At 31.6% G+C, this 11,582-nt stretch carries 10 protein-coding genes; 9 read left to right on the plus strand and 1 reads right to left on the minus strand.

The features are described 5' to 3' along the window. The first annotated feature begins 181 nt into the window (after positions 1–181). The 5 genes from BK011_00105 (at position 182) to BK011_00125 (ending at position 3,854) form a co-directional block, all read left to right on the plus strand. On the plus strand, positions 182–1,387 hold the full coding sequence (locus BK011_00105; protein ID AUD64170.1) for a phosphohydrolase: 1,206 nt from the start codon (positions 182–184) through the stop codon (positions 1,385–1,387). Then, positions 1,384–1,956: a ribonuclease M5 gene (locus BK011_00110; GenBank protein AUD64171.1), complete on the plus strand. Its 573-nt coding sequence runs from the start codon at positions 1,384–1,386 to the stop codon at positions 1,954–1,956. Before BK011_00105 ends, BK011_00110 begins: the two co-directional genes overlap by 4 nt. Next, positions 1,914–2,702 carry a hypothetical protein gene (locus BK011_00115; protein AUD64172.1) on the plus strand — a complete coding sequence of 263 codons (789 nt, stop codon included), beginning with the start codon at positions 1,914–1,916 and terminating at the stop codon, positions 2,700–2,702. The genes BK011_00110 and BK011_00115 overlap by 43 nt, the downstream gene beginning before the upstream one ends. Then, positions 2,692–3,513 carry a 4-(cytidine 5'-diphospho)-2-C-methyl-D-erythritol kinase gene (locus BK011_00120; protein ID AUD64173.1) on the plus strand — a complete coding sequence of 274 codons (822 nt, stop codon included), beginning with the start codon at positions 2,692–2,694 and terminating at the stop codon, positions 3,511–3,513. The genes BK011_00115 and BK011_00120 overlap by 11 nt, the downstream gene beginning before the upstream one ends. Positions 3,514–3,581: 68 nt before the next feature. Continuing rightward, positions 3,582–3,854, plus strand: a complete 273-nt coding sequence (locus tag BK011_00125; protein AUD64174.1) for a septation protein SpoVG — start codon at positions 3,582–3,584, stop codon at positions 3,852–3,854. Positions 3,855–4,059: 205 nt separating this feature from the next. Here the strand turns inward: BK011_00125 and BK011_00130 are convergent, their stop codons facing one another. After that, a complete protein-coding gene (locus BK011_00130) occupies positions 4,060–4,869 on the minus strand; it encodes a hypothetical protein (GenBank protein AUD66096.1) in 810 nt (269 codons plus the stop codon). A gap of 204 nt (positions 4,870–5,073) precedes the next feature. On the opposite strand from BK011_00130, the gene BK011_00135 reads away from it, so the two are divergent. The 4 genes from BK011_00135 to BK011_00150 all read left to right on the plus strand — a co-directional run bounded on the left by BK011_00135 (position 5,074) and on the right by BK011_00150 (position 11,554). Continuing rightward, entirely contained in the window at positions 5,074–6,402 is a 1,329-nt protein-coding gene (locus tag BK011_00135; GenBank protein ID AUD64175.1) for a hypothetical protein, read from the plus strand. Between the two features lie 160 nt (positions 6,403–6,562). Further along, a complete protein-coding gene (locus BK011_00140) occupies positions 6,563–7,543 on the plus strand; it encodes a ribose-phosphate pyrophosphokinase (protein ID AUD64176.1) in 981 nt (326 codons plus the stop codon). Beyond that, positions 7,540–8,109: an aminoacyl-tRNA hydrolase gene (locus tag BK011_00145; protein AUD64177.1), complete on the plus strand. Its 570-nt coding sequence runs from the start codon at positions 7,540–7,542 to the stop codon at positions 8,107–8,109. Before BK011_00140 ends, BK011_00145 begins: the two co-directional genes overlap by 4 nt. A gap of 28 nt (positions 8,110–8,137) precedes the next feature. Beyond that, positions 8,138–11,554: a transcription-repair coupling factor gene (locus BK011_00150; GenBank protein AUD64178.1), complete on the plus strand. Its 3,417-nt coding sequence runs from the start codon at positions 8,138–8,140 to the stop codon at positions 11,552–11,554. Positions 11,555–11,582 lie beyond the last annotated feature (28 nt).

The following is an 11,582-nucleotide window of genomic DNA, read 5'->3' on the forward strand; positions in this document are numbered from 1 at the left end:
GCAGATAAGCCAATCAAGCAGGTTTGCACGCTTAAATAGCACCATGATGTGCAAGGAGTGGAAGCAGATTCTTCTGGTTACATCTTGATTTAATTATAACACTAGGACTTCAAACTTATAAATAATGATATGTAGTAAGGTATCAACCTAAATCTACACTACATATTATACGAGGAGGGTTATGGTGAAACGATTAGAAAAACAACTTGTATTAAAAGATCCCATCTATGGATATATCCATGTTGATTATGATTTTATCAAAAAATTGATTGACTCAAATCTATTTCAAAGATTAAGAAGGATAAGACAACTTAGCGGTGTGCAAATGGTTTTTCATGGTGCAGAACACTCTAGGTTTTCACATAGTTTAGGTGTCTATGAGTTGGCAAATAGGTTTTCTTCAGTTAAAGCATTAAAAGAGATTTTAGATGAGAGAACAAAGCTCATCTTTTTAGCTGCGGCTTTACTCCACGATGTTGGCCATGGGGCATATTCACATGCATTTGAGGATGTATTTCATGTGAATCATGAAAAAATAGGAGCACGAATGGTAACAAATCGCTATGAGATCAGAGATATATTGAAAACGATTGATGATCATTTTCCAGCAGATGTCGCAAGTGTGATTTTAAAACAGGGTAAGTTTCCTTTAATCGAACAACTCATATCAAGTCAGCTAGATGTCGATCGATTAGATTATTTAGAAAGAGATGCTTATTTCACAGGAACCGCTTATGGACATGTTGATTTAGATCGCATCATGAGAGTTTTAGATGTAAAAGATGGAAAAATCGTTTTTCATGTATCTGGAATTCACGCAATTGAAAATTATTTAATTAGTAGATATCATATGTACTGGCAAGTTTATTACCATCCTGTTTCTAGATCTTATGAAACGATTTTAGAAAAGATTTATCACCGAGTTAAAGATTTATGTGTTCAAGGGTTTGAGTTTAATGCAGATGTAGAAGCATTGAAGAGAATCATTGAAAATCCAGAAGATTTAGAAAGTTACATTAGAATAGACGATTTTTATATGAATGGTTTAATCTCAAGTTTTACAAGATCAAAAGATCAAATTTTAAAAACTTTAGCTGATGATTTTTTAAATCGTCATATATGGAAATATTTAGCTGATGATATCACTACAGAAAGACAAATCAAAGCGATTGAAGAAAAATATGGTGAAGATAAAAAGTATTTTACTGCATATCGAACTGTTTCTAATTTTGCATACCAAGACGATACGATGCATTTTGGAGAAGAGATTTGCATACTACTTAAAGATGGAACTTTATCAACATTAAAGGAACAGTCAAAACTTATCAAAGGTTTAGTTTTAACAGGAGTAAAAGAAGACCCAAAATTCTTCTATAGAAATATATGAGACCTAAAGTATATGTAGTAGAAGGAAAAAACGATTATTCAAAACTAAAACAATTCTACCCTGATATGTTTATACTAACAACAAATGGTTCTGAAATATCGGATGCTACTTTGGATGCATTGATCAAACTTGATGAGACACACGATATTATTCTTTTTTTAGATCCAGATTATCCAGGAAAAAGAATCAGGGATCATTTATCTTCTAAATTAAAGCATGTTTACCATGCATTTATCGAAAAAGATAAAGCACACAGTAAAAACTATAAAAAACTAGGTGTAGAACATGCAAATAAAGTTGATATTGAAAAAGCTTTAGAAAAAATATATAAATCAAACGATGATCAACAAACAGATATTGATATAAATTTTTTATATGATGTTAAGCTGATTGCTCATAAAGATAGTAAAAACTTAAGAGAACAATTATCAAAAGCCTTACATCTAGGACACGTTAATGGTAAAACACTTATGTACAGATTGAAAGCTTTTGGTCTACTCAAAAGAGATGTATGCGAGGTTATTTCATGCAACACCAAGCCAAAAAAAGATATGGACAAAACTTTTTAAGAGATAAAAATCTATTAAAGAAAATTGTAAACCAATCACATATTAAAGATAAAGATGTTATAGAAGTTGGTCCAGGACAAGGAGCTTTGACTTCTTTTTTGGCTGAACAAGCCCATCGTTTGACTTGTTTTGAAATTGATAAATCATTAAAACCAATTTTAGATCCAATTGAACAAGCATATGAAAACTTAGATATTGTATACGCTGATTTTATGGAACAAGATCTAAAGGCTTATGGAGATGAACTACACGTAGTCGCAAACGTACCTTATTATATTACAACCCCGATTATTTTTAAACTTCTAGAAACAGAAGAAATCAAAACCGCATCACTTATGATTCAAAAAGAGGTTTGTGATAGACTTGTTGCTACACCTGGGACAAAAGCTTATAATCACTTATCAGTTGTCATTAATTATTTTGCGAAAGTGTATAAAATGATGGATGTTAAAAGACATATGTTCGTTCCAAAACCAAATGTAGATAGCGCAGTTATTCGAATTGAAAAAAGAGATGAACCACTTTTAAAACCTGAAGAAGAAAAGATTTTTTTAGATATTGTAAAAACTGCATTTAAACAAAAACGAAAGACACTTGTTAATAATTGGTTTGAAGCCTATCAAATTCCTAAAGAAGACCTACAGTCTTTTTTAGAAAAAAATGACTTAGATATCAATATTCGCGCTGAAAAAATCACCATAAATGAATTTTTAGATATCGCAAGGATGTGGCCTTATGATTTATGAAAAAGCACATGCAAAAATTAATCTTGTTTTAGATGTCAATCGAAAAAGAGAAGATGGTTATCATGATTTAAAAATGATAATGATACCCATAGATCTTCATGATGAACTCACATTTAAAAAACATCCTGAAATCCAGTTATCAAGTGATATTGAAATCAAAGATAACGCAATCATAAAAACAGCGTGTTTTATAAAAGATAAGTACCAAGTTAAAGATGGTGTACACATCACACTGAAAAAAAGGATTCCTATTGGTGCAGGACTTGCAGGTGGCTCAGCAGATATAGCAGCAACCATCAGAGGGCTTAATCAGTTATGGAATCTTAATTTGGAAAACAAAGAATTGGAAGAGATTGCCCTTTCTTTAGGTTCTGACACATTATTTTGTCTTTATGAAAGACCAGCTTATGTTTATGGTAGAGGAGAACATATAGAGTTCTTGGAATCCCCAATGATTCAAAATGTATATTTATTTTGTCCAGACATTCATGTTTCAACAGCACAAGTTTTTAAGCATCACGTGATTGAAGCACATCAATCTAGATTTGATCAGTTATTAGATCTATATAAATCTAAATCTTGGCCAACCTTCTATCAATCACTATATAACGACTTATTAAAAACTACATTCATGTGTTATCCAGAGTTAAAAAGCATTTATCAAGACTTAAAAGAAGTAGATGAACATATCATGATGAGTGGTAGCGGTTCTACCTTCTTTATGGTGAATTCAAATCTAAATATACCCAAAATGGTTAAAAAAGCCCAAAAAATGGGGGTTAAATTAATCAAAACAAGCATAAAAACGTAAAAAAACTTTATATCAATGATTGATTGTGCTATAATTTAGGTATAAAATATAGCGTCTTGGAGGGCACAATGAAAATTACAGATGTTAGAGTTAAAGCAGTTCAAAGCGAAAGTAGATTAAGAGGAGTAGCAACAATTACTTTTGATGAAAGTTTTGTTGTGCATGACATTAGAATCATCGAAGGTGAGAATGGTTTGTTTGTCGCTATGCCAAGTAAAAAGACTCCAAACGGAACTTTTAGAGACATCGCACACCCAATCCACGGTGAAATGAGAAAACTCATCGAAGATGCCATTGTTCAAGCTTATAATGAGTTATTAGAAAGCGGACAAGAAGAATAGCATGTTTAAATGACAAATACACTTTAGTTAATAAGGTGTATTTTTTTGTATGCACACACTGAAAAGATGACTTCAAAGTTTATTTCACATTTCACAGCAAAATAAACTCTTTTTTACTTTTAATAAAAACAAAAAAACTCAGTTGATCAATACTGAGTTTTTAAAATTTACAATCAAAATATTATTATATGATAATCTAGTGGGATTAAGGTTGGAATGCACCAAATAATACTAACCAGGTTAAGATTGTCTTAGCAACTAATGATAAAACGATATATCCACGTTCACCATATAAGTAATTCTTAAACTTACCAATACCCTTATATTGAAGATACATGTTGACTGGGAATGTGTTAAATGCTAAGAAGTAAGTAACTAAAATAGCCCATACAAATCCTGGAACAGCATCTAAGTTTGGATTAACACCAATATAGAACACGATTGCTAACCATGGCGCAATACCAATAACAGAACCGAAGATAAATGGTAACCAGTTAGTCTTCTTTTCAGTTTTGTTTTCGCCGCTGTTTAGTAATTCCATATCTAAACCGAATAAGTTCATAGCAGCATTAGCTAAAGCAATTAAAACGAACACTGCGATATCTCTTACACCAAATAATGATGAAATTAAAACAATCATTAAAGATGAACTTATCGCATATTCATACCATCTAAGTTTGTTAATGCCTTTTTTAAGATCACTGACATATTTATCTTTATAAGGGAATGCGATAATGAAATGAAAAATACCAGAGATCAGTAAGAAACTTGCTGTTAATGGTAAGAATGGTAATTCAAACAATGTGTCCGTTGGTGTTAGTACTAAACCTTGACCTTGAACGAACTCTAGATAATTTCCAATAACTGGAATGGTGAATGATTGTGTTCCACTACCATCTAAGTTAGGATAAATTAAAAAAGCAAATAACATCATGAGCACACCTTGCGCTAAGTGCACTGATCCCATGATTTTGTTAAAACGAATTAAACTAGGGAATGATAACTTATCATTCATTGTTTTTGCAGAATCCATAATCAAACTCCTTTTATTTATTGATTTGCCTAAATATTATCACAGTTTATATTTTTTATCAACAAATTAGAATTTTGAAGGAACTAAACAATTTGCCAAATTAGAAGATGAAACCGTTTTATAGATTTTAATTGATTTTTTTAAATAAATTAATGATATAATACATTGGAAATTAGGTGTTATAATATGAAAAAATTAGAAAAAAATATATATAAATTGTCATGGCCTATATTTATTGAACTGCTCTTTTTTACTTTACTTGGAACAGTAGATACCATTATGTTATCAAATTACTCGGATACGGCTGTTGGTAGTGTGGGGATTGCAAATAGGATATTGTTTTTGTTTGCAATTGTTGTCAATGTTTTGGCTTTAGGTATTGGTGTCGTTGCAGCCCAGTACTTAGGTGCGAATCAAGAACAAAAAGCGAAAGATACAGTTGTTACTGGAGTTTTAGGTAATTTTGTTCTAGGTGTAATCCTTTCTCTTGTTGTAATGTTTTTTGGAAGAAGTTTTATACATATGATTGGTACAGATGAAGTATTTATAGAAGATGCATCAACATATATTAAAATCGTTGGATTTTCTTTATTGTTTGTATCTATTCGTGTAGGACTATCTAACGCTTTTAGAAGCTTCAGCCATCCAAAAGTTGTTATGATGATTATGGGTGTCGGTAACTTAGTTAATGTTGTAGTTAATGCTGTACTTATATATGGTTTATTTGGTGCTCCTTCTTTAGGTGTTCAAGGTGCAGCTATCGGAACTCTCGTTGCAAGAATCGTCATGGTGTTATTACTCATTTATTTTGCATATAAATTATTAAAAATAAAACTTCACAAGTTGAGATTTCACATCATTCAACTTAGAAAAATATTATATGTAGGTATACCTGGAGCAACCGAAAATGTTCTTTACAATATAGCTCAAGTACTCATATTATTTTTTATTAATCAAATTAGTCCAGAAGCAGTTATTGCACAATCATATATCATGCTCATCTTATCGTATGTATTTATTTTTAGTTTTGCACTGGCGAGTGGTAACTCAATTATTGTGGGTTACTACATCGGTGAAAGAGAGTATGATATTGCATTTAAACATACGTTTAAAACCACAAGAGTTGCATATGTATTAATTTTTGTTATTGTAGGGGCTGTTAACTTGTTAGCTTATCCTATGATTGCTTTATTAACAGATGACCCGGTTATTACTGAGATGGTAAGAAAAGTACTATATTTTGCAATTTTTATTGAGTTAGGACGTGCACTAAACATGATATTTATTGCTGCATTACGCTCAGCTGGAGATACGATTTTCCCAGTGATCATGGCTGCCATATCGATGTTTGGATTTGCAGTATTATTTACATATATATTAGCAATCCGATTAGAAATGGGCATTTTGGGTGTTTTTATTGCATTATCCATGGATGAGATATTTAGGGGGCTGTCAATGGTCTTTAGGTGGTATCAAAGAAAGTGGATGCGCATTGAACTTATTGAAGCGGCTTAAAAAAAGTATATAGAGTCACTCTACATGAGTGGCTTTTCGTTTGTATAAATATAAACAGAAGTTAACTGTAAATTTTATTGATTTTATTGATGAAATCACTAAAAATATCACTATAAATCATGTATAATAGAGATGAGAATAACGAAGAGGTGCGAATCAGATGTCTATTGTTTATGGAAAAAAGATTAAATTGTTTGCGTTGAGCTCTAACAGAAAGTTAGCAGAAGAAATTTCAAAAACATCAGGAATAGAAATATCCAATGTGGATGTTGTGAAATTTGCTGATGGTGAAATATCAGTTAATATTGAAGAAAGTGTTAGAGGGCATCATGTTTTTGTTGTCCAATCAACATCAGCTCCAGCAAATGAGCATTTAATGGAATTGTTAATTTTTACAGATGCACTAAAAAGAGCATCAGCTAAGTCAGTAACTGTCATTATGCCTTACTATGGTTATTCAAGACAAGATAGAAAATCAAAATCAAGACAGCCTATTACAGCTAAACTTGTAGCAGATATGCTTCAAACAGCCGGTATTAGTCGAGTAATCTCAATTGATTTGCATGCAGCACAAATTCAAGGATTCTTTGATAAACCTATTGATAATTTTCCTGCCACACCACTTCTTGCAGATTATTTTTTAAATGAAAAGAAATTAGAAGACGTCATTGTTGTATCACCAGACCATGGTGGTGTGACAAGAGCAAGAATATTTGCTAATATTTTTCAAGCACCATTAGCGATTATAGATAAGAGACGACCTGAGCCTAATAAAGCAGAAGTTCAAAATATTATTGGTAAAGTCAAAGGGAAAACAGCAATTATGGTAGATGACATTATTGATACCGCAGGGACATTAGTTGCTGGCGCACAAGCTTTGCTTGATGCAGGTGCTAAAGAAGTATATGCATGTGCAACACATGCAGTGTTTTCTGCAGATGCTAGTGACAGAATCGATAAATCTGTTTTAAAAGAAGTTGTTGTTACTGATACAATCCAACTTAGAGACGATTGTTGTTCAAGAAAGATTAAACAATTATCTATTGGACCACTTCTTGGACAAGCTATATTACATATTGTTAATGATGAACCAATTAGTCAAATATTTGATCGAATAACACATAAGGATGATAATGAGTGAAATTAATTGTAGGTTTAGGAAATCCTGGGAGTAAATATCATAATACCAGACATAATGTTGGATATATGATTTTAGATGAATTCGCAAAAAAACATCACCTATCATTTAAACTAGATACAAAGTTTAATGGGGAAATTACTACTCTAAATAAAGGATCTGAAAAAATTATATATTTAAAACCAACAACTTACATGAATCTTTCAGGTGAAGCCATCATTAAAGTCATGAAATATTATGATATTGATTTAGATGATGTATTAGTTTTTGTAGATGATATTAATCTCGATGTTGGTCGTCTTCGTTTAAGAGCTTTAGGTGGTCATGGCGGACATAACGGATTAAGAAACATTATTGGACTATGTCATTCCGACGAGTTTAAGCGTGTTAGGGTTGGCGTAGGTTTGAATTCAAAGCTACCACTTGATCATTATGTTTTAAGTCAATTCTCAAAAGAGGATATGATTACCATATCCATAGCGATTGATAAATCCATACAGATTATCGAACAATTTATTGATGGTGTATCATTTATAGATATCATGACAACATTTAACACCCAAACATAGGTTTGGGTTTTTTTCTCACGGAGGGCACATGATTGATTTATTAAAACTTGATGATGAACTTTTAAAAGAACTTAATAAGAAGAATAAAACGGTTTATTTAAAATCTTCTACAGATGTCTATAATTGCTATTTAATTTCAAAAAGATATCAGGAAGAAAAAGAAACCATTTTTGTCGTTACAGCAAATCTTTATGAGGCACAAAAATATTATGATACTTTATCAAATATTAATGACCCTGATGATGTTTTATTTTACCCAGCAGATGAAACATTAACATCAATGATGGCATTAGGATCTCCTGAGTTTAAGAGTGAAAGATTGTATACATTAAAACAATTGATGACAGATGATTCTTTTATTGTTGTAACAACAATGCAAGGTATGAGTCAAAGACAGTTAAAACCTCAAGATTATGAAAACTCAGTAAAACATATCTATAAAGATCATACATATGATCTCAAAGATTTAACGCAGTTTTTGGTTTATAGCGGTTATCAGCATTCATTTACCGTTGAAAAACCAGGTGAGTTTTCTTTAAGGGGGAATATTCTAGATGTGTTTCCTTTAAATACAGAACATCCGTATCGACTAGACTTTTTTGATGATTTGTTAGAACAAATTAAAATATTTAAGGTTGAAGATCAAAGAAGTTTTGCAGAAACAAAACACATTGAGATTGCACCTATCCACGAACTATTTTTTACAGATCAAATGAAAGATAATGCAATAAAAAAAATCACCAAACATTTTGAGAAATTTGATCTTTCAGAAAGAGAACAAGAAAAACTCAATTTAGATATCGAACACATCGATTTAAGACAAAAACTTGATGGTTTAAGTTTATATATTCCGTTTTTTAATGAGACAGAAACAACGATCATTGATTTTTCTAAAACACATGAAATCTATATGATTGATGTTCATAAAATGGAAGTCAATCAAGAACACATTAAAGATGACTTAGATACATATGCAATCACTATGAACGGAAGAGCATTTTTATCAATCAAGTATAGATTAGACTTAAAAGATATACTAAAACATAGACACATCGAAATTGATAATTACGGATTTAATAACGATAAAGGGCATGATTTAAATGTGTCAGAAGTCAATAACTATCAATCAAATCTACAATTGTTTTATTCGGATATGATTGATTTAGTTGGCAAGTATTCAATTTACTTGTGTGTAAAAACAACACATTATCTTGAAGAATTAAAATCGTTTTTGATTCAAAAAAACATACCTTTTGAAAGACAAATCGGTTCTGAAAGACTTGTATACGTGATTGATGTTTCAAGTCATGGATCATTCATATCACACAATGAAAAGATTATGGTAATCGATGAATCAGAACTTTTTAACTATAAAGTTAGAAAAGCAATTAGATATAGAAGTGTGCTTACACAATCCACAAAAATTAGACATGTCGATGATCTTACTGTTGGTGATTATGTAGTCCATTACGATTACGGAATCGGACAATATGTTGGATTAAAAACCATGGAACTGAGCTCAGAAAAAAGAGACTATCTGCATATTGTATATGCAAATGAAGAAGCATTATATGTACCTATGGATCAAATTGATATGGTCTTAAAGTATAGTAGCTATGAGGGACATAAACCGAAATTATCTAAATTAGGTGGAAAAACTTGGAGTAAGACTAAAGCAAGTGTTAGAATGCGTATTAAAGATTTAAGTGATCGTCTAATTAAGTTATATGCAACAAGAGATCATGCAGTTGGACATCAGTTTTCAAAAGATAATGAAATGATGGAATCATTCGAAAGAGATTTTAAATACGAAACAACAAAAGACCAACATAAAGCCATTATCGAGACAAAGCATGATATGGAACAACCTCGTCCAATGGATCGTTTGATCTGTGGAGATGTCGGTTTTGGTAAGACTGAAGTTGCACTACGCGCAGCATTTAAAGCAGTCTTAAATCAGAAGCAAGTTTTATATTTAGTACCTACAACTGTATTAGCTAGACAACATTACTATACGTTTAAAGAGAGATTTGATAAATATGGTGCGAATGTCGCATTATTAAGCCGTTTTGTCACTCAAAAACAACAATCACAAATTATTGATAAATTAGCGAAGGGATATGTCGATGTTGTGATAGGAACACACCGATTATTATCCGGAGATGTGAAATATAAAGATCTTGGTTTACTGATTATAGATGAGGAACAAAGATTCGGAGTTGAGCATAAAGAAAAGATTAGAGAGATCAAAAACAATGTTGATACACTAACACTTTCAGCAACTCCAATTCCTAGAACTTTACAAATGTCACTCATGGGACTAAAAGATCTATCCATGATAGAAACCCCACCATTAAACCGTTATCCGGTTCAGACATATGTCGTTGAAAGACAAGATGCGCTCATCAAAGAAGCAATCACAAGAGAGATCGCTAGAGGTGGACAAGTCTTTTATTTATTCAATCAAGTCAAAGGAATAGAGGGTATGGTCAAGAGATTACAAAAACTCATTCCTAGTGCGAAAATTAATTATGCTCATGGTAAAATGAGTAGAGAAGGATTAGAAAGTGTCATATCGGATTTCATCGATCACCAGTTTGATATACTCGTATCCACTACAATTATCGAAACAGGTGTTGATATTCCTAATACAAACACTTTGATTATCCATGATGCAGATAAATTAGGGTTGTCTCAACTTTATCAAATTAGAGGAAGAGTCGGTCGTTCTGATAGAATCGCTTATGCATATCTCTTATACGAACCACACAAAAATATTAACGATGAAGCTCAAAAAAGATTATCTGCAATCGAAGACTTTACCGAACTTGGAAGTGGTTATAAAATTGCACTCAGAGATTTATCCATTAGAGGTGCTGGGGATATTTTAGGAGCAGAACAATCTGGGTTTATTGACAGTGTTGGTATTGAACTTTATATGAAGCTATTGGAAGAAGCTGTGACAGGTGAATCATTAGATAAACCTAAATCTACTCAAATTGATGAAGTTTATGCGCCGAGACATGTTGATCCAGAATATATTTCTCAAGATAGTGCACGTATTGAAATTCATAAGCGTATCAGTGAACTTAATTCAATTGAGGATGTTGAAGATTTGAAACTTGAACTTACAGATCGATTCGGTGATTTAGACGCAGACTTACTTTTATATATGTATGAGAAACTATATAAAAAACTATCATCAAAAATTGGTGCACATAAAACGATTGTTGATCTTTATCAAACAACATTGGTACTAACGATGGAAGCTTCTCAAAAGATTGATGGTAAAAAACTCTTCGAAAAAGCAGAAAACTTTAAACAAGCTAAAGTTAGATTGAGTTATTTAAAAGGACATGTTCATATACAACTTATTACAAAAAATTTGAAACAACATTGGTTATATGTTTTTGATCAATTCTTAGAATCTTACATATATCAATAAAAAAATATAAGAGGTGAATTAGGATGGC

Source organism: Tenericutes bacterium MZ-XQ, assembly GCA_002838205.1.
Classification (GTDB): domain Bacteria; phylum Bacillota_I; class Bacilli_A; order Acholeplasmatales; family Acholeplasmataceae; genus Mariniplasma.

Excerpts from the sequence above, each read along its gene's own strand:
- BK011_00105 (AUD64170.1), top strand. The coding sequence starts at position 182 with ATGGTGAAACGATTAGAAAAACAACTTGTATTAAAAGATCCCATCTAT.
- BK011_00110 (AUD64171.1), top strand. The coding sequence starts at position 1,384 with ATGAGACCTAAAGTATATGTAGTAGAAGGAAAAAACGATTATTCAAAA.
- BK011_00115 (AUD64172.1), top strand. The coding sequence starts at position 1,914 with ATGCAACACCAAGCCAAAAAAAGATATGGACAAAACTTTTTAAGAGAT.
- BK011_00120 (AUD64173.1), top strand. The coding sequence starts at position 2,692 with ATGATTTATGAAAAAGCACATGCAAAAATTAATCTTGTTTTAGATGTC.
- BK011_00125 (AUD64174.1), top strand. The coding sequence starts at position 3,582 with ATGAAAATTACAGATGTTAGAGTTAAAGCAGTTCAAAGCGAAAGTAGA.
- BK011_00130 (AUD66096.1), bottom strand. The coding sequence starts at position 4,869 with ATGAATGATAAGTTATCATTCCCTAGTTTAATTCGTTTTAACAAAATC.
- BK011_00135 (AUD64175.1), top strand. The coding sequence starts at position 5,074 with ATGAAAAAATTAGAAAAAAATATATATAAATTGTCATGGCCTATATTT.
- BK011_00140 (AUD64176.1), top strand. The coding sequence starts at position 6,563 with ATGTCTATTGTTTATGGAAAAAAGATTAAATTGTTTGCGTTGAGCTCT.
- BK011_00150 (AUD64178.1), top strand. The coding sequence starts at position 8,138 with ATGATTGATTTATTAAAACTTGATGATGAACTTTTAAAAGAACTTAAT.